The sequence below is a fragment of the Kitasatospora sp. NPDC030952 genome, from assembly GCF_055571335.1.
In genome coordinates this window covers 78,933-96,444 of the sequence record NZ_JBVIFM010000004.1, presented here as the reverse complement: position 1 = coordinate 96,444, position 17,512 = coordinate 78,933, and the positions used below count along the sequence as shown (strand labels likewise).

Annotated in this window: 15 protein-coding genes; 6 read left to right on the top strand and 9 right to left on the bottom strand. The window is 75.9% G+C overall.

The genetic code is table 11. The features are described 5' to 3' along the window. Window positions 1-218 precede the first annotated feature (218 nt). From ACZ47G_RS10205 to ACZ47G_RS10185, 5 genes are all read left to right on the top strand, one after another. Window positions 219-875, top strand: a complete 657-nt coding sequence (locus tag ACZ47G_RS10205) for a helix-turn-helix domain-containing protein (protein WP_465740981.1) — start codon at window positions 219-221, stop codon at window positions 873-875. 120 nt (window positions 876-995) lie between these two features. Then, window positions 996-1,655 (top strand): ATP-binding protein, encoded by a 660-nt coding sequence (locus ACZ47G_RS10200; RefSeq protein WP_465740980.1) that lies wholly within the window; start codon window positions 996-998, stop codon window positions 1,653-1,655. Between the two features lie 13 nt (window positions 1,656-1,668). Then, entirely contained in the window at window positions 1,669-2,541 is an 873-nt protein-coding gene (locus ACZ47G_RS10195; RefSeq protein ID WP_465740979.1) for a glycosyltransferase family 2 protein, read from the top strand. 51 nt (window positions 2,542-2,592) lie between these two features. After that, complete coding sequence (locus ACZ47G_RS10190) at window positions 2,593-2,835, top strand: plasmid mobilization protein (RefSeq protein ID WP_465740978.1); 243 nt, start codon at window positions 2,593-2,595, stop codon at window positions 2,833-2,835. Then, on the top strand, window positions 2,832-3,203 hold the full coding sequence (locus ACZ47G_RS10185; RefSeq protein WP_465740977.1) for a fic family toxin-antitoxin system, toxin component: 372 nt from the start codon (window positions 2,832-2,834) through the stop codon (window positions 3,201-3,203). Before ACZ47G_RS10190 ends, ACZ47G_RS10185 begins: the two co-directional genes overlap by 4 nt. A gap of 82 nt (window positions 3,204-3,285) precedes the next feature. Here the strand turns inward: ACZ47G_RS10185 and ACZ47G_RS10180 are convergent, their stop codons facing one another. The 7 genes from ACZ47G_RS10180 to ACZ47G_RS10150 all read right to left on the bottom strand — a co-directional run bounded on the left by ACZ47G_RS10180 (window position 3,286) and on the right by ACZ47G_RS10150 (window position 12,035). Continuing rightward, window positions 3,286-4,647: a Fic family protein gene (locus tag ACZ47G_RS10180; RefSeq protein WP_465740976.1), complete on the bottom strand. Its 1,362-nt coding sequence runs from the start codon at window positions 4,645-4,647 to the stop codon at window positions 3,286-3,288. 41 nt (window positions 4,648-4,688) lie between these two features. Beyond that, window positions 4,689-5,345 carry a DJ-1/PfpI family protein gene (locus ACZ47G_RS10175; protein ID WP_465740975.1) on the bottom strand — a complete coding sequence of 219 codons (657 nt, stop codon included), beginning with the start codon at window positions 5,343-5,345 and terminating at the stop codon, window positions 4,689-4,691. 11 nt (window positions 5,346-5,356) lie between these two features. Continuing rightward, window positions 5,357-6,334 carry a GlxA family transcriptional regulator gene (locus ACZ47G_RS10170; RefSeq protein WP_465740974.1) on the bottom strand — a complete coding sequence of 326 codons (978 nt, stop codon included), beginning with the start codon at window positions 6,332-6,334 and terminating at the stop codon, window positions 5,357-5,359. A gap of 81 nt (window positions 6,335-6,415) precedes the next feature. Continuing rightward, window positions 6,416-7,222 carry a hypothetical protein gene (locus tag ACZ47G_RS10165; RefSeq protein WP_465740973.1) on the bottom strand — a complete coding sequence of 269 codons (807 nt, stop codon included), beginning with the start codon at window positions 7,220-7,222 and terminating at the stop codon, window positions 6,416-6,418. A gap of 99 nt (window positions 7,223-7,321) precedes the next feature. Further along, the gene (locus tag ACZ47G_RS10160; RefSeq protein WP_465740972.1) at window positions 7,322-8,602 is read right to left on the bottom strand and encodes a lanthionine synthetase C family protein; all 1,281 of its coding nucleotides are present in this window, start codon (window positions 8,600-8,602) and stop codon (window positions 7,322-7,324) included. A gap of 82 nt (window positions 8,603-8,684) precedes the next feature. After that, complete coding sequence (locus ACZ47G_RS10155; protein WP_465740971.1) at window positions 8,685-11,810, bottom strand: lantibiotic dehydratase; 3,126 nt, start codon at window positions 11,808-11,810, stop codon at window positions 8,685-8,687. Between the two features lie 87 nt (window positions 11,811-11,897). Then, window positions 11,898-12,035, bottom strand: a complete 138-nt coding sequence (locus ACZ47G_RS10150) for a hypothetical protein (protein WP_465740970.1) — start codon at window positions 12,033-12,035, stop codon at window positions 11,898-11,900. Window positions 12,036-12,506: 471 nt separating this feature from the next. Between ACZ47G_RS10150 and ACZ47G_RS10145 the strand changes: the two genes are divergently transcribed. Next, the gene (locus ACZ47G_RS10145) at window positions 12,507-15,587 is read left to right on the top strand and encodes an AfsR/SARP family transcriptional regulator (RefSeq protein WP_465740969.1); all 3,081 of its coding nucleotides are present in this window, start codon (window positions 12,507-12,509) and stop codon (window positions 15,585-15,587) included. A gap of 15 nt (window positions 15,588-15,602) precedes the next feature. Here ACZ47G_RS10145 and ACZ47G_RS10140 read toward each other — a convergent pair whose 3' ends face one another. Then, on the bottom strand, window positions 15,603-15,830 hold the full coding sequence (locus ACZ47G_RS10140; protein WP_465740968.1) for a hypothetical protein: 228 nt from the start codon (window positions 15,828-15,830) through the stop codon (window positions 15,603-15,605). A 254-nt stretch (window positions 15,831-16,084) separates the two neighbouring features. Then, entirely contained in the window at window positions 16,085-17,359 is a 1,275-nt protein-coding gene (locus tag ACZ47G_RS10135; RefSeq protein ID WP_465740967.1) for a glycoside hydrolase family 10-like protein, read from the bottom strand. Window positions 17,360-17,512 lie beyond the last annotated feature (153 nt).

Below are 17,512 nucleotides of genomic sequence, written 5' to 3'. Positions count from 1 at the left end.
GTTGAAGGAAGCGGACATGATTCCGCGTCAGGGGGATGATCGCAGGCGGCGGACGGGGGATCGAGGCCGGGGTCCCCGCACCCCGGGCGGGCGTCGACACGCACGGGGCCCTGCTGTTCCTCGACTTGGCGTGAGCCGGACGCTTGGATGGATCCGGCCTGGTCACCGCCCGGACACCGGTCCGGGCACCCCCCTTGGCGAGCCGAGGAGCCACCACCGTGCACGAGACCTCCGATCCCGACCCCACCGCCGTGGCCCACCGGATCGCCGAACGCCGAGAGCGGCTCGGCCTGACCGAGGACGCCCTGGCCCACCAGGCGGCGATGGCCCCCCAGTACCTGCGCCATCTGCTCGAAGCCGGGCCCGACTTCGACCCCGGCGGCTTCGTGCGGATCGCCGCCGCCCTCGGCTTCAGCCGGGAGGAACTCCTGGAGGGCCGCGCCGACGCCCCGCCCGGCCAGGGCGCGCCCGGCCCGCGGCCCCGGCTGCTCGGCCTGACCGACGCCGAGTGCTGGGAGCTGGTCGGCACCCACGGGATCGGCCGGATCGCCCTGCCGGTGCGCCCGGGCCCGGCCGTCTACCCCGTCAACTACGTTGTCGACCGGGCCTCCTTCGCCTACCGCACCGGCGAACGCGCCGGCACCGCCCCGGAACCGGGCGCGGAGGTGTCCTTCCAGGTCGACCGCATCGACGAGTACCTGGGCCGGGGCTGGAGCGTGCTCGCCGTCGGCAGGGCCCGCTACGTGGACGACCCGGAGGAGCTCCAGCGCCTGGACGGCCTGCCCGGCGCGGCCCCCTGGGCGGGCGGCGACCGGCCCCGCTGGGTGCGGATCCGCCCGGCCGAGATCAGCGGCCGCCGCCTGGTCAGCGGCTGACGCCTGCGCCCCGGACCGGCGTCCGGAGCGACTGGGCTCAGGCGGGCGGCAAGTGCCGTACCGGCGCCGTGGGTTGGGGGAGTCGCCGGTGGCGGGTGGGGGCTCGGGCATACTCCTCGGATGGACGGAACCAGCAGGGGCACCTGGACCAACACCACGCACGACTGGGCCGCCGCCGTGGACGGTGAGCACCTGGCAGGAATCCGGGCCGACGCGGCGCGCTTCGCACCCGGCGGGGCGGCGCACCTGGCGCTGGAGGTGCTGGCGTACGCCGCCGACGAGGCGGACGCGCGCGGGGGCGGCCGGTGCGTCGTCACCCTGCACGCCGACGGTGCGGTCTCCGTCCGGGACGACGGGCGGGGCACCGACACCAGGGTCGACGAGCACGGCGAGGTGGTGAAGAAGCCGGTCATGGCGACCAAGGACCTGCGCTTCTTCGACCACCCGGAGGCGGAGCCGCTCCCGGACGGGCATCCGCGCCGGGGCATGTCCGTGGTCGCGGCGCTCAGCACCCGGCTGCTGCACACCAACCGCCGGCTCAACGGCGCCTGGACCCAGCGCTACGAGCACGGCCTGCCGGTCACCGGCCTGGAGCCGGTCGAGCCGGACGGGACCACCGGCACCTGCGTGACCTTCCACCCGGATGCCTCGTTGCTCACGCAGGGCCCGGTGGACGCGGAGCGGCTGGGCCGGTGGGCGGCGCACTGGCCCGCGCTGGAGGTCCGGGTGGTCGGGGTGGTCGGGGCGGTCCAGGTGGTCGGGGTGGAGAACGGCGGATAGGAAGCGGCGGCGGATGGGCGTGACACTGGGCGTGGTGGTGCTGACGATGGGCGACCGGCCCCGGGAACTGCGCGCGCTGCTCGACTCGGTGGCCGCGCAGGAAGGCGGCGGCGCGACGGTCGTGGTCCTCGGCCAGGGCACCCGGCTGCCCGAACTCCCGTCCTGGGTGCACGCGGTGGAACTCCCGGAGAACCTGGGCATCCCCGGCGGCCGCAACGCCGGCGTCGAACGGCTGCGCCGGCTCGGCGGCGTGGACGTCGTGGTGAACCTGGACGACGACGGACTGCTGCCCCGCACCGACACCTTCCGGCTGGTCCGGGAGGCCTTCGAGGACGACCCGCGGCTCGGCGTGGTCGGCTTCCGGATCGCCGACGAGACCGGGCACACCCAGCGCCGACACGTCCCGCGCCTCGGCGCCGCCGACCCGCTGCGCTCCGGCGAGGTCACCGGCTTCCTGGGCGGCGGCCATGCCATCCGGATGGACGTCTTCGCCCAAGTGGGCGCGTTCTGCGCGGAGTTCTTCTACGCGCACGAGGAGACCGACCTCGCCTGGCGCGTCCTCGACGCCGGCTGGACCGTGCACTATCGCGCCGATCTGCTGCTCCGGCACCCGCGCACCGACCCCGCCCGGCACGCCGGCTACTACCGCCGGACCGCCCGCAACCGCGTCTGGCTGGCCAAGCGTCACCTGCCGGCCCCGCTGGTGCCGCTCTACCTGGCCTCCTGGACGCTCTACACGGTGAGCCGGCGCCCGCCGGCGGCCGGGCTGAGGGCGTGGTGCGCCGGCTTCCTGGAGGGCGTCCGCACTCCGTGCCCGCCGCGCCGCCCGATCCGCTGGGCCACGGTGTGGCGGATGGCCCGGTTGGGGCGGCCACCGGTGTTCTGAGGCCGCCCGGCCGCCTTGTAGCAGGCGGTAGCGGCGGCTACGCTCACCGCCATGAAGCAGCTGAACGTCCGACTGGACGACGCCGTGCACGAGGCCCTGGAGCAGCGCGCGGAGGCCGCCGGGATGACCCTGCCGGACTACGCCCGCAGGGTGCTGGCGGAGGAGGCGGACGAGCGGCGCGAGCGGTTCCTGACCGCCGCCGCCCACTTCGCCCAGGCCTGGGGGCCCGCGTTCGAGGAGGAGTTCGGCCCCTACCCGCGCAGCACCCGCGACACCGCGGCGGACGCGGCGTGATCCTGCGGATCGACCGGGTGTGGCTGCTCGACATCGCCCACCAGTTCCTGCCGAGCGACCCGGACGTCACCGACTACGGCACCCTGGCCGCGGCCGTGGCCCGGCACGCCGACGAGGTCATGGACGTGCCGGTGTACGGCGCCGTGCACCAGCGCGCGGCCGCGCTGATGCACCAGCTGATCCGGGTCCCGGCGCTGGAGTCCGCCAACGAGCACTTCGCCGCCGTGGTCGCCGCCGCCTACCTGAGCGCCTCCGGGGTGATCGTGACCGCCGAGCCCAAGGAGGCCGTCGAGCTGGCCGCCCGGATCCGCGCCGGGCACGCCGATGTGCGGGAGAGCGCGGCGGCGATCCGGTCCTGGTACCGCTGAACGGGCCGGTCTGCACGGGAAGTCGGACCGACCGACTTCCCGTGCACACCGACCTTCCGTGCATGCGCACCGGCGGGGGCGCTCAGGCCGCCCGGCGGCGGGTCTCCGCGAGGTGGGAGTTGAGGAAGTTGGTGAGGAACACCGGGGCCGACGGGTCGGCGGCGCGGTAGCTGATCCGGCGCAGGTAGTCGACGCTGTCCAGCGCGACGCCCTCGCGGGCCAGGACGAAGACCAGGGCGAGGAAGGCGCAGCGCGCGTTGCCGTCGTCGAAGGGGTGGAAGAAGCACACGTCCAGGTAGGCGCGCACGGCGCGGGCGGTCAGCGGGAGGGGGCGCTCGCCGGACGGCGCGCTCTCGGCCAGGCAGGTGTCGAGCCGGGCCCGGGTGTCCGGTCCGATGCCGTAACGCTCCCTGCCCTCCTTGGCGAAGGCGGGCAGGGAGCGGAACTCCGGCGGCTGCGGGGCGCCCAGGACGTGCTGCTGCCAGCGCCGGATCAGCTCGAAGTCGAGGCCCGCACCGCGTGCGGCGTCGGCGCGCAGCAGTTCGAGCGCGGCCAGCAGGCCGTCCGCGCGGGCGGGGTCGATGGCGGCGTCGAAGGCGCGGATGGACCCGGCGGCGCCGTCGCGGACCGGGGTCACCGGTCCGCCCGCGGCCGCCGCGGACGGGTCGGGCCAGGCGACGGCCCCCCGTACGGCGAGCCAGTCCGCCAGGTGGTCCGGGGCGGGGCCGTCCGGCCGGGTGCCGCTGTCCTCCGGGCGCAGCGAGCGCGCGATCCGCTCGGCGACGTCGTCGATCAGCACCAGGTCCGGGGCGGTCCAGCTCTTGAACCGGCCGCCGATCGCCTGCCGGACCAGCCGCTCGGCGGCCACCGGTTCGAACCCCCAGCGCTCGAGGAACCAGGTGAGCACGAGTACGCAGTGCCCGTACCAGGCGCTCTCGTGACCGGTGAAGTCGCTCACCTGCTGGATCAGGTTCCGGACGGCACGCTCCCAGAGGATCCGCTGGCCGTCGATGTCGGCGGGATCCAGCGGGTACGCCTCGAACCGGCCGGCGAGCAGCTCCAGCCAGTCGCGCCACTCGCACAGCGAGGCGACGACCCGTTCGACCGTCTCCTCCGGGGTGGAGATCGAGTGCGAGGTGCAGCACCAGGAGCCGACCGGCCCGCCGTCGAAGTCCGCCTCGCCGACCGACCAGCGCCAGCCCAGCACCCACCGGCCGTAGTGCCGCGCCAGCGCGTGGGACATCGCGTCGGTCCACGGGGTGGCCACGTCCGTGCGCCAGGCGGATGACGCGGGGTCGAGGACGGAGAAGTCGGGCCGGACGGGCGCCCGGTGGGCCGGGCCGAGCGCGCGGACCACCCGGTCGGCGTCGTCGTGGTCGAAGGGGTGGCGGGCGGGGTCCACGTCGGCCCACGTCAGGTCGTAGGGGGCCAGGTCCAGAGTCACCGGGCAAGACTGGCGGCCCCCCCGGCCGGCGTTCAACCGATTTACGGACGGCCCTGCGGCCGCGCGGCGGAACGGTGCGGACGGTGTGCCAGGTACTCCTTCGCCTCCGGGGAGGCCTTGGCGTAGGAGCCCGAATCGAAGGGCGGCTGGGGGTCGTACTCGATGGCGAGCTGGAAGGCCTCGGCGGGCACCCGACCGGCGATCAGTTCGGCCAGCCGCAGCGCCATGTCGATGCCCGAGGACACACCGGCGGCGGTGACGATGCCGCCGGGCTGCTCCACGACCCGCTGCGCCGTGTAGGTGGCGCCGTACGACTCCAGGGTGTCGACGGCGCTCCAGTGGGTGGTGGCCGCCAGGCCGTCGAGCAGGCCGGCCGCGCCGAGCAGCAGGGAGCCGGTGCAGACCGAGGTGGTCCAGGTGCTGGTGGCGTGGATGCGGCGGATCCAGTCCAGCAGCGGCTGGTCGGTAAGCCCGCGGCGGGCGCCCGGGCCACCGGGGACGAGCAGGACGTCGGCCGCCGTGACGTCGGTGAAGGAGGCGGTGGCGAGGAGGCCGAGCGAGCCGTCGCCGTCGGTGTGGACGCCCGGAGCGGCGGTGGCGAAGAGGACCTCGGCCTCCGGCAGCATCCGGAGGACCTCGTACGGGCCGACGGCGTCGAGTGCGGTGAATCCGTCGAAGAGCGGGATGGCGATGCGCATGGGCGGGCCTTTCAGGTGTGGACGGGGTGGGCGGAGAAGCGCCGGCGGTACTCGCCGGGAGTGACGTGCAGGGCGCGCTTGAAGCCGCGGTGCAGGGTTTCGACGGTGCCGAAGCCGCAGGAGTGGGCGACGGATTCGAGGGTGGCGGCCGTCGTCTCCAGCAGCCGCCGGGCGGCCTCGATCCGGACGCTCTCGACGTACGAGGCGGGGGTGCGGCCGGTCTCGGCCCGGAAGACCCGGGTGAAGTTCCGTTCGCTCATCGCGGCGCGGGCGGCCAGGGCGGGCACGCCGAGGTCGGAGTCGGGGTGGTCGGCGATCCAGGCGAGGATCTCGCGCAGCGGCGCCCGTTCCGGTCGCTGGGCGGACAGTTGGGCGCTGAACTGCGCTTGGCTGCCCGGGCGTTGGACGAACATCACCAGGTGGCGGGCGATCGTGCGGGAGACCTCCGGGCCGTGGTCGGCCTCGGTCATGGCGAGCGCGAGGTCCAGACCGGCGGTGACCCCGGCCGAGGTCCACAGCTCGCCGTCGCGGACGAAGATCGGGTCGGGGTCGACGGTGGCCAGCGGGTGGAGCTCCGCCAGCCGGGCGCAGCGCGACCAGTGGGTGACCGCGCGCCGCCCGTCGAGCAGCCCGGCGGCGCCCAGCAGGAAGGCGCCGCTGCACACCGAGGCGGTACGCCGGGAGCGGCGGGCGGTGCGGGTGAACCAGTCGACGAACCGGCCGTCCTCGCAGGCCCGGTGGACACCCTCACCGCCGACGGCGATGAGGGTGTCCACCGGGTGGTCGGCCGCGTCGAACTCGTCGGTCGTGCGGGTCGGGGAGACGGCGAGACCGCCGCTGGCCGGCACCGGACCGGGCGTGGCGGCCACGGTGTCGATGACGACACCCCCGGTCAGCCGCCCCGCCTGGGTGAACACCTCATGGGGGCCGGTCAGGTCCAGGATCTGGAAGTCCGGGAAGACGGCGAAGACGATGCGCGGGCTGGTCACCCCTCCAGCCTGGCCGCGGCCCCGGTTGGCGGCAAGGACACGGAGGTGACGATTCCCGCCAGACCCGCCGACCGCGGACGGTCAGGGTGCCCAGGGCAGACGGAGGACCTCCAGCTCGGGATCGGCCAGCAGCGCCTCGATCAGCGCCGGGTGACCGGCGACCTTGGTGGCCCACAGGTCGTAGTCGGTCCACAGGACCCAGGAGCGGTCCTCGGCCCAGAGATTGGAGGGGCTGTGGTCGGCGTCGGTGGTGTCGTAGAGCGACTCGGCGTCGCGGAGCCGCCCGGCGCGGACGTGGAGGTTCTCGAAGTCCAGGCCGCCGAGGGCCAGCGGACTGTAGTAGGCGAGGCAGCGGGTGTCCGGGCCGGCCGTGGTGTGCTCGGCGAGGACGTGCACCAGTCGGGTCCAGGTCTCCCGGTCGAGACTGCCCTCGGTGGGCGGGGAGAGGTGGAGCGGCCAGCTGCCGTCCTTCTTGACGGACGGGAAGCACCGAAAGCAGGGCGGCATGCCCTCGGGGACGACCGGGTCGCCGGTGCGGCGGGCGAGTTCGGCCCAGCGCAGCCGTCGCCAGCCCGGGCCGGGATGCTCGGCGCGGCCGAGGCCGCCGCCGGTGGCGGTGCCGATCTGCAGGTCGAGGCCCGCGACGGTGTCGGGATCGATCAGCCCCGCCGCCAACAGGGTCTGACGGTGTTCGTGGTAGGACGCCTCGACCGGTCCCCGCTCGTGCTCGTACATCGCGTTGAGCACCCAGGCGGCGTCGGGCATCGGCGGGGGCGGGAAGCCGGTGAGGCCGTCGTCCTGGCACAGCTCCCGCAGCCGGTCGGTGGCGGGGGCGGTGACGGCGGCGGGCGCGAGGGGCCAGCGGTCGGCGAGGGGGTCGTCGGGCATCCGGTCATGATCGCAGGCGGCGGGCGGGCCGGAGGGTGCGGGCGGGCGGGCGGCGTACGGGTCGGCGTGGGCGAGTGGGGGATCGGGTGGTGGCGGCGGTCAGGCGAGGAGTAGGGCCCGGTCCCAGCAGGTGGCGGGGGTGCGGTCGGTGGCGAAGGTGTGCAGGGCGAGGGCGGCGCCGGCGGCGCCGGTGAGGAAGCCGGCCGGGTCGTCCGTCCAGCCGTTCCTGGTCCGGGGCTCGGCGAAGCCGAACGGGCTGTCCGATTCCGTGAGTTGGAGCATTCGGGCGGCGATGGCGGGGAGCCGCTCGGCCGTCCGGCGGTCGGTGCCGTCCTGGGCGATCCGCCAGGCGCACTGCAGCAGTCCGGCCCAGCCGTGGCAGAGCCCGGCGTCGGTGAGGGCCTCGCCGCTGCGGTCCAGAGCGGCGAGCAGCGCCTCCTCGGCGGTGCGGCACCAGGAGGGGGTGTCGAGTGCGAGGCCGGCGAGCTGGAGGGCGCGGGCGATGCCGGGGGAGCCGTAGCACCAGGACGGGCGGCCGGGTTCCCGCGCTGTTCCGGGCGTCAGCTCCACGGCGGCCGGCCACCAGGGCCCGGCCCGGTCCGTCCGGACCTCGCCGAGCAGCCACTCGGCCAGCCGGGTGATCGCCTCGGCCTGCCCCGGCACCCGCACCCCCTGCCGCCAGGCCAGTGCGAGCAGCGCCAGCGGGCCCGGGGCGCCGTGCGCGAGCCCGAGGTTGGCGTGGCCCAGCCCGGGGGCGACGGCGCGGTAGCGGTGGACGTCCTGGGCGACCCACCAGCCGGGCAGTCCGGCCCGCGGCGCGGTGAGCGCCACCAGGCCGCGCAGGGCCTCCTCCGTGGCCGGGCGGTCCTGGTCGAGTAGGACGGCGCCGAGCCCGGCCAGGCCGGAGATCAGGTCGTAGGACTCCAGCGCGGGGTGGTCCGTGCCGTCGGCGATCCGCTGCCGCTCCCGGCGGGCCAGCCGCCCGGCCAGAACGGCGGTCTCGCCGCGCAGGTGGGCGCGGGCCGCGCGGTAGTCCTGCGGGCCGGCGGCCGCTCGCGGCAGGGCGAAGCAGAGCGCGGGCACCGCGTCGTACAGCCCGGTGCCGGATGCGGCGGTCCGGGCCGAGCGGGCGGCGAGGGCGAGCCAGGTGTGTGCCGTGTTGCGGAACGTGTCGTCGTAGCGGGCGAGTTCGGCGTAGAGCAGGGCGATGCCGGGGGCGCCGCCGGCCAGGCCGTTCGGCTCCCACCGGCGGCCGGTGGCGGCGAGCGCGGCGGCCACCCGGTCGGGGTCGGCGAGCCGGGAGGCGGTGGCGGCGACGGCGGTGGCGGCGCGTTCGCGCAGTGGGGTGATGGTGTCGGCGTGGTGGGTGGACGGGCTCATGCGGCCGCTCCTGCGGGGTCGGCGGGTCGCTCGGCGGTGGCGGTGGCGGTGACGGCCGCGGCGGCGTGGTGGGTGGACGGGCTCATTCGATCGCTCCGGCCGGGCCGAGTACCGCTCCTGCCGCGCCGAGTGCCGCTTCGGCCGCGCCGAGCGCGGCCAGCCGCCCGTGGTACGCCCGGACGGTGCGCCGGGCCAGGGCGAGCGAGCGTTCCTCGCCGGTGCGGTCCACCCCGATCAGCCGGTTGTGGTGCATGTGCAGCAGCGCGCCGAGCGCGGTGTCGGTGCTGCTCCAGCGTTCGTCGAGGCGGGTGCGGTAGGCGGCCAGGGCGGCCGCGCGCTCGTCCCAGGAGCCGAGCAGTTCGCTGCCGCCGGGGAGTCGGCCGAGTGCGGTCCAGTGGCCGCTGGGGTCGATCAGGGCACGGGCCTGTTCCCGTACGGCCGGGGGAAGTTGGCGCCGTTCGGTGGCGCGGTGGAGCCGGGCCAGCAGTCCGAGGTCGCCGAAGTGGTGGGCCAGGTCGACGTAGTTGGCCGCCACCAGGGTCAACGGGTCGATACCCAGGCGGTGTTCGCGCAGCAGCCGCAGCTGGACCAGGCAGGAGCGGCTGTCCGCCGCGAAGACCCGCTCGGCGGCCGCCATCGCCGCCGGGCCGCCGTAGCGTTCCAGTTCGGGTTCGTAGCCGTCCAGGACGAGTCGCTCGGCGAGGCCGGCGGCGGCCAGCCGGTCGGCCCAGCCGCCGAGAACGGGCAGCAGTTCGGCGCAGAGCGCGGTCGGGTCGCCGTGGAAGCGCAGCCGCAGGTGCGGCCGGGGGTCGAGGTAGCGGATGAAGAACCACCGGTCGACCGCCGCCGGCAGCTCCGCCAGCAGTTCGGGCAGCTGCCGGTCGAGCAGTTCGTCCTGCCGGGCGGTGGAGCAGTACAGCTTGGCGTACAGCCAGGGCGAGGAGCCGGGGCCGTGCACCGTGCGGCGTCGGGGCGGGGCCACGGCCGGGGTGCGGGCCGTCCCGGGGGAGCGGCGGATCAGCGGGAACGCCAGCTCGTTGCTGCGGCCGTCCTCGCCGAGCCAGCCGGCTGGCTCCGGCGGCACCTCCTGGAGGTGGCCGTCGGCGGAGGTGGTCCAGGCGTGGTGCAGTAGTTCCCGGTGGCGGTCGTCCGCCAGGTCGAGGGTGATCCGCTGGTCCTCGGTGACGCACTGCACCACGCGCGGCACCCGCCAGCGCCGCCGCCACTCCGCCAGTCGCGCGCACCACTGCCGGTACGGCACGGCGGCGTCGCGCAGCGCGGGCTCCTCGGGGAGCCAGCGGGCCGGGCTGAGCACGGTGCGCCCGTACCGCACCCGGGGCAGGAAGGGCAGCGCGTCGGCGGCGCCCCAGCGCCAGCGCGGCCAGGCGGCCGCGCCGCTGCGGGAGAGCTCGTCCAGCAGCCGGGCGGCGTTGGGCGCGTGGACGTCGGTGGCCAGCATGTGCGGCAGCGTCGGCACCACCTCCCGGCCGAGCCGGCGGGAGACGACCGCGAGCCGGTCGTGGTCGGCGACCACCGCGAGGTCGTCGATGCCGAGGACGGCCGGGTCCGTGCGGTCGGCGAACTGGGCGAGCGTCACGGCGTACGGCAGCAGCTGCGGCACCCGGGCCACGTTGCCGGTGTGGGCGCGCGGGGTGCGGAAGGCCAGCTGGGCGCGGACGGCCTCCGGGTTGTCGGTGGGCAGGGTGCGCACCGTCTCGGTCAGCGGTCGGCCGGCCTCGCCCAGGACCGGGGCGAAGCGGCCCGCCATCGCCCCGGCGGTGGGGCCGACGCCGCTCACCACCAGGGTGAACTCGCCTGCCGTGAGAGCCTCTTGAGAGGCGGCCCGCAGCTCGGCCAGCAGGTCCAGGGAGGGCGGCGCGGTGCCGGTGCTGCCGCTCAGCCGGGCCAGCAGCGCGTCGTCGAGCACCAGTTCGCGCTCACCGTCGGCCGCGGCGCGCTGGGCGAGGGCCAGCAGCAGTTCGTCGCGCGGGTCGCCGGACTCGGCGGGCTCACCGGGCCGCAGTGCCCGGGTGCTGCGCGGCAGCCGGTAGCCGGCGGGCGCGCCCAGGCCGCGTTCGGGGTCGAGCAGTTCGAGCAGCGGCACGGCGCGGCCCAGGCCGTACCGTTCCAGGAAGTCCTCGTGGTACTGCCGCAGGTGCGCCGGGCCCGGACGCCCCGCCGAGACCGCCCACAGGGCGTCCGCGGCCCGCTCGACCTCCCGGCGGACGGCGGGCGGCAGCCGCACCTCGACGTCGAGACCGAGGTCGACCTGCACCAGCCGCTCGGCCGGGTGCAGCCGGTGCATCCGCTCGGTCAGGGCCCGCCAGCGGGGCAGTCCGGCACCGGGGGCGGTGTCCTGGTACGCGGCCAAGTCGGCCTGGACGGCGCGCAGTTCGGCCTTGGCCGGGAGGTCGGGCAGCCGGGCCAGCAGGTGTCCGACCGGATCCGGCTCGGCGGCCGGCGGCAGCAGGTCGGTCAGCAGGATCTGGGTACGGACCAGTTCGCCGAGCAGCCAGTCCACCGCCGCGGCCTCGACCTGCGGGTGGGCGGTCAGCACGGCGCGGTGCAGCTCCGTCCAGGGCAGCGGCTCGGCGGCGTGCGCCAGCACGGTGCGGATCGCCGCGGTGCGGCGGATCGACAGCTCCCGCCCGGCCGTACGCTGCTCGGCGCCCGGCACCGGGAGGTACGGCAGTACCAGCCGGTCGCCGCGCACCTGGCACAGGTCGTTGGCGGTCACCCGCAGCCCGCGCAGCACCGGCAACTCGTGCTCCAGTGCGGCGACCAGCCCGGTCAGCCACTGCTGGTCGGGCCGGGCGGACTTGCGATGCCGCCCGCCCCAGCGCACGGCGGGCCGGTCGGCGAAGCGGGCGGTGGCGACCCCGGCCATCAGGCCGAACGGGGTGGCGCGGTCGGCCATCCGCAACCGGTAGCGGGTGAGCGCCCGGGCCGCCTTGCGCAGCTGCTTGGGCCGCAGCGGCAGCCCCGCCTCGACCAGGTCGAGCACCCGGCTGAGCGAGGGGCTGGAAACGGCGACGGCCTCGCGCAGCAGCCCGTCGCGGAGTGCGGCGTGCAGCTGGTCGAGGTCGGTGTCCTGCGGGGTGGGCGCGGTGTTCTGCGGGGCGGGGTCTTCGGGCAGGGGGCGGGCCGGTCGGACGGCTGCCCGCAGCAGGGCGACCTCGCCGCAGGCGAAGGTCGGCGTGTCCGGCATGGCGGGCTCTCCTACGGGGCGGAGGGGAAGCGGTGGGGGCCGGTGCGGCGGCCGGGGGGAATGGGCCGCCGCACCGGGGACTCGGGGTCAGTCGCAGCAGCGCGAGTTGCGGGTCGAGTTGCAGGAGAACGGCCAGGAGCCGCTGGCGGCCGCGGTCTGCGCCTCGGTCTCCTCCTGGGCCGGGGCGCTGATCTCCAGGACATCGAGCTCGAGGATGTCGTTCATGGCCAACCATCGTTTCAACGGGATCCAGTGCGTTGTCGTCAGAAGAAGCAGCCGGGCCGCCGACCGCTGTTCCGCAGGCTCGGTGGCCTCCTGACATCAGGAACACTAGGCAGGACCGATCAACACCCGATCGACCGAAGGTCAACGCCCGCCCGGCTCCGATCGACGACCGATCAACGCGGCCGTGCCGCGCACCCGTGGCCACCGCCCGGGTTTCGGCACCGGGCTTTTTCTGTGCTCAGGCCCTCTCTTTCGGATCTTGCTGGGCGCACGACGCCGGGCATCCCGCCTCGACGCACCGGCGAATCACCCAAGTACGGCCCAGTACGAGGGCGATCCACCGGCACGCCCAGCCGGGCGCCCAACGCCGCGCGCTTATCCGACAAGATCCGAAAGAGAGGGCCTAGTCTGTGCACCGAACGAATGAAGATCAACGGCCGCGTGACCCGCGGCCGAACGGGGGGACACGGCGTGGTCGAAGGACTCGCGGGGCTCGGCTTCTCGCTGCTGGGGCCGATGCGCGGGCGGCGCGACGGTGAGGCGCTGCGGCTCGGCAGCCCGCAGCAGCAGGCGATGCTCGCGGTCCTGTTGCTGCGCCCGGGCGGGGCCGCCGGTGCGGCAGACCTGATCGAGGCGCTCTGGGGCGACGAACCGCCACAGGCCGCGACCACCACCGTGCGCACCTACGCCTGGCGGCTGCGCAAACTGCTGGAACCGGGCCACGGCACGCCCGCCGTCCTGGTCTCGCTCGGCGACGGCTACCGGCTGGTGCTGCCCCCCGAGGCGGTGGACGCCCAGCGGGCCGAACGGCTGGCGGCCTACGCCGAGGCCGAGGCGGCGGCCGGTCGGCCCGCGCAGGCGCGTGAACTGCTCAACGAGGCACTGGAGTTGTGGCAGGGCGAGCCACTCGCCGGGATCCCCGGCCCGTACGCCCAGCGCCAGCGCGACCGGCTCGGGGAGCTACGGCTCGCCCTGCTGGAGGAACGCCTCGCCCTGGACCTGACGCTCGGCCGGGCGGCGCGCTGCGTCCCCGAGCTGACCGCGCTGACCACCGAGCACCCGCTGCGCGAGCGGCCGCACGGCCTGCTGATGCGGGCGCTGAGCCGCAGCGGCCGGCTGGCCGACGCGCTGGCGGCGTTCCGGCGGGTGCGCGAGGTGTTGGTGGAGCAACTGGGCGTCGAGCCGGGGCCGGAGCTCACCGAACTGCACCGGCGGATCCTGAGTGGGGAGGAGTCCGAGGAGGCCTCGGCGGAGCCGCAGGTGGCCGTGGCGGCGGCCGACGAGGCTCCCGGGCCGCCCGCGCCACCCGCGGCCGCTGCCTCCGGTGTGCCGAGACCGGCCCAACTCCCGCCCGCCCCAGGAGACTTCATCGGCCGATCGGCCCAGGTGGAGACCATCCGGGCCGCTCTCACCGCCCCCGCCCGGGAGGCCCTGCCGGTGGTGTCGGTGGTCGGCATGGGCGGCGTCGGCAAGACGGCGCTGGCCGTGCACGCCGCCCACGGCGCCCGCAGCGCCTTCCCCGACGGCGAGCTGTACGCCGACCTGCGCGGCGCCGACGCCCTCCCGGCCAGCCCCGCCGACGTACTCGCCGCCTTCCTGGCCGCGCTCGGCACCCGGCCCGAGGCCGTCCCCGACAGCACCGCCGACCGCACCGCGCTGTTCCGCTCGCTCACCGACGGCCGGCGCCTGCTGGTCGTCCTGGACAACGCCCGGGACAGCGCGCAGATCCGCCCCCTGCTGCCCGGCTCGCCCGACTGCGCCGCGCTGGTCACCAGCCGCACCCGCCCCAGCAGCCTGCCCGCCGTCGTCCACCTGGACCTGGACGTCTTCACCCCCGAGGAAGCCGTCGACCTGCTCGGCCGGGTGATCGGCCGGCCCCGCCTGGACGCCGAGCCGCAGGCCGCCCTGGACCTCGCCGCCGCCTGCGGCTACCTGCCGCTCGCCGTCCGCATCACCGCCGCCCGGCTGGCCGCGCGCCCGCGCTGGACCATCGCCAGCCTCGGCGAGCGGCTCGCCGACGAACAGCGCCGGATCGACGAGCTGCGGATGGGGGACCTGGCCGTCGGCGCGGCCTTCGAACTCGGCTACCGGCAGCTGACCCCCGACCAGGCCCGGGCCTTCCGGCTGGCCGCCTGGGGCGAGGGCTCCGACCTCGGCCTGGACACCGCCGCGGCACTGCTCGACCGCCCGGCGGAGCAGGCCGAGGAACTGCTGGAGTCCCTGGTCGACGCCGCGATGCTGGACTCGCTCAGCGCCGGGCGGTACCGCTTCCACGACCTGCTGCGCGGCTTCGCCCGTTCCACCTCCCGCAGCTCCTGCAGTTCCCGCAGTTCCCGCACCGAGGGCGCGGGTGGCTTCGACGGCCCCGGTGGTTCCGACGGCTCCAGCGGTTCCGACGGCCCCGAGGAGGAGCGGGCGGCCCGCGCCCGGCTGCTCGGCCACCTGCTGGCCGGCGCCCGTACGGCGTTCCAGCTCGCGGTGCCCGGCGACCCGGTGGCCGGCGCACTCGGCGGCCCCGCCACCGAGGGGCGGCAGGCCACCGGCCCGGTGCTGCGGGACCTCGCGGCCGCCCGGGCGTGGGTCCGGGCGGAGAGCCCCGGCGCCATCGCGCTGGCCGGCCGGATCGCCGACGAGGCCGGCCCGGACACCGAACTCCGCCCGGTGATCGACCTGTTGATCGCCCTCAGCCCCTTCGGCCCCGGCGAACTCGGCGACCGGCTCGAAGCGGCGGTGACCGCCCTGGTCGGCGCCGCCACCACCGGCGGCGACCGCTTCGCCGAAGGCCGGGCCCGGTTCCTGCGCTGCGGACTCGCCCTCGCCGCCACCCGGCTGGACGAGGCCCGCGCCGAGGCGGAACTCGCCGAGCGGGCCAGCCGCGCGGCCGGGGACACCGTCATCCTGCGCCAGGTGCTCAACGACCTCGGCCTGATCGCCCAGACGCTGCGCCGCAACGAGGAGGCGATCCGCCGCTTCGAGGAGTCGGTCGAACTCGCCCGCGCACTGGGCCACCGCTCCGGCGCGGTGACCAGCACCGTCAACGCCGCGCTCGCCAAGGTCCGGCACGGCCGGGCCGAGGAGGCCGCCGACACCTGCGAGCGGATCCTGCCCGAGGTCCGGGCGCTCGGCGACGCCGTCGGCACCGCGTACACCCTCTACGTCCTCGGCCTCGCCCTGCACGGGCTCGGCCGCTACCAGGAGGCCGCCGACCGCTGCCGGGAGTGCCGGGCCGTGGCCGCCGCCGCGGGCCGCCGCGACCGGGAGGCACTGGCCGGCGTGCGCCTCGCCGAATCCCTGCTGGCCCTGAGCCGGCCGGAACAGGCGGCCGAGGAGGCGGAGGCGGCCCTGGCGATCACCGTGGAGACCGGCGCCCGCCGCGACCAGGGGTACGCACTGGTCGTCCTCGGCCGCTCCCTCGCCGAACTCGGCCGCCCGGCCGCCTCCCGGGAGCGCCTGCACGAGGCACACGCCATCCTCGAAGACCTCGGCCTCCCGGACGCCGCCGACGTCGCCACCCTCCTCGGCGAGCTGGTCACCCTGCCCGCCGAGGAGTGAGCCCCACGGCTACCGCTACTTGGGCTTCACGCAGCTGACGCACCAGGCACCGGTGCCGTTCCACTCGTCGATCCGCGGCTTGTCACCCGGCCCGGTCACGCTCCCGGCCGCCTGGTGCGTACCCGCCTGCGGCTGCGCGGCCTGCGCCGACGCACCGACCTGCGGCAGGACGACCAGCCCCACGGCCACCGCCACCGAGGCGAGCCGGGTTGCGATGCGGGTGCTGCTGCGGTGCTTGGCCATCCGAATGCGCCTCTCTGCAAGTTGTCCACCGGCCCCCGGTGGCGCCCGTACGCTCCCACGTCCCGATCAACACAGGATCAACGCCGGGGCGGTGCCCGGCCGGGCCATTGATCAACGGCCCGGGGCCGGCACCCGGTTCAGGGCGTGTTCGGCGAGGGCGGCCGCCGTCGGTCAGGGCGTGTCTGACAATTCCCGCCGGGTGCCGGGTGCCGGGTGCCGGGTGCCGGGTGCCGGACGCCGGCCGCCGGACAGGCTCAGCGGGCTTCCGGCCGGTAGTGATCGGCGACGACCCGGGCCATCGCCCCGATGCGGTCCTCGGCGACGTCCCTCGCCGCGAAGAAGCAGTGGCCGCGGACGGAGGGCGAGCGCCGGGCCAGCGTCAGGTGGCGGGACAGTTCGGCCGGGTCCTGCCAGGCGGCGGGCTGCGCCGGATCGCCCGCCTTGTACAGCGCCTCGCCGAGGTACAGGTCGACGCCGGTGCCCCGGGCCACCTCGTCCCACCAGGGCACCAGGACGGCGTAGTCGGCGGCGGCGAAGCCGATGTGCCAGTACAGCTGCGGGCAGAGGTAGTCGAGCCAGCCCTCGCGCACCCACCTGCGGGTGTCGGCGTGCAGGTCGTCGTAGGCCTGCACGCCCGCCGTGGTCGCCGAGCCGCGTCCGTCGGCCGCCTGGTTGCGCCACACCCCGAACGGGCTGATCCCGAACCGCACCCGGCCGTCGATCTCCTTGATCCGCTCGGCCGTCTCCCGCACCAGGAGGTCGACGTTGTCGCGCCGCCACGCGTCGCGGTCCGGGAAGCCGGTCCCGTACCGGGCGTAGGCCGCGTCGTCGTCGAAGCGCTGGGCGGCCACCGGGTACGGGTAGAAGTAGTCGTCGAAGTGGACACCGTCGAGGTCGTAGCGGTGTACGGCGTCGAGCATGGCGTCCTGGACGAAGCGGCGGACCGCGGGCAGGCCCGGGTTGTAGTGGAGCTTCCCGCCGTAGGTCACCACCCAGTCGGGGTGGACGCGGGCGGGGTGGGTCGGGACCAGCCGGGACGGATCCGCGTGGGTGGCGACCCGGTACGGGTTGAACCAGGCGTGCAGTTCCAGGCCCCGCCGGTGCGCCTCGGTGACGGCGGTGCCCAGGGGGTCCCAGCCGGGGTCCTGACCCTGCACCCCGGTGAGCCAGGCCGACCAGGGCTCGTACGGGGAGGGCCACAGGGCGTCCGCGGTCGGGCGGACCTGGAACACCACCGCGGTCAGCCGCCGTTCCACGGCCTGGTCGAGACGGGCGAGGAGTTCGGCGCGCTGGGTGTCGGCGGAGAGCCCGGGCCGGGAGGGCCAGTCCCGGTTGGCCACGGTCGCCAGCCACACACCGCGGAAGTCCCGTTCCCCGTCCCGTTCCCCGTCGCGGTGTTCGGCCCGGGACGGGACGGCCTGCCGCCGTGGCCCACCCGGGCCGGACCCGAAGGCCGGGCCGGGCGGGACCAGCCCGCTGAGCGCTCCCGCGGCGCCCGTCACGAAGCCCCGCCGGGTGATTCGCCCCATGTCGCACTCCTCGCTCGGATCCCGTTCGCCCGGGCGGGCCGGAGAGCACACCGGCCGCGCCGCGTCAGGACCAACGAGCCCGGGGGTGTTCGGATGCGCGGCTCGCGTTCGAGCGCGCGGGCCGTCGTGGCGGCGGCCGGGACCTCGGGCAGC

What these genes read in the sequence shown, in the direction of transcription:
- ACZ47G_RS10200 (WP_465740980.1), top strand. Translation starts at nt 996, where the DNA reads ATGGACGGAACCAGCAGGGGCACCTGGACCAACACCACGCACGACTGG.
- ACZ47G_RS10195 (WP_465740979.1), top strand. Translation starts at nt 1,669, where the DNA reads ATGGGCGTGACACTGGGCGTGGTGGTGCTGACGATGGGCGACCGGCCC.
- ACZ47G_RS10190 (WP_465740978.1), top strand. Translation starts at nt 2,593, where the DNA reads ATGAAGCAGCTGAACGTCCGACTGGACGACGCCGTGCACGAGGCCCTG.
- ACZ47G_RS10175 (WP_465740975.1), bottom strand. Translation starts at nt 5,345, where the DNA reads ATGCGCATCGCCATCCCGCTCTTCGACGGATTCACCGCACTCGACGCC.
- ACZ47G_RS10165 (WP_465740973.1), bottom strand. Translation starts at nt 7,222, where the DNA reads ATGCCCGACGACCCCCTCGCCGACCGCTGGCCCCTCGCGCCCGCCGCC.
- ACZ47G_RS10160 (WP_465740972.1), bottom strand. Translation starts at nt 8,602, where the DNA reads ATGAGCCCGTCCACCCACCACGCCGACACCATCACCCCACTGCGCGAA.
- ACZ47G_RS10155 (WP_465740971.1), bottom strand. Translation starts at nt 11,810, where the DNA reads ATGCCGGACACGCCGACCTTCGCCTGCGGCGAGGTCGCCCTGCTGCGG.
- ACZ47G_RS10150 (WP_465740970.1), bottom strand. Translation starts at nt 12,035, where the DNA reads ATGAACGACATCCTCGAGCTCGATGTCCTGGAGATCAGCGCCCCGGCC.
- ACZ47G_RS10140 (WP_465740968.1), bottom strand. Translation starts at nt 15,830, where the DNA reads ATGGCCAAGCACCGCAGCAGCACCCGCATCGCAACCCGGCTCGCCTCG.
- ACZ47G_RS10135 (WP_465740967.1), bottom strand. Translation starts at nt 17,359, where the DNA reads ATGGGGCGAATCACCCGGCGGGGCTTCGTGACGGGCGCCGCGGGAGCG.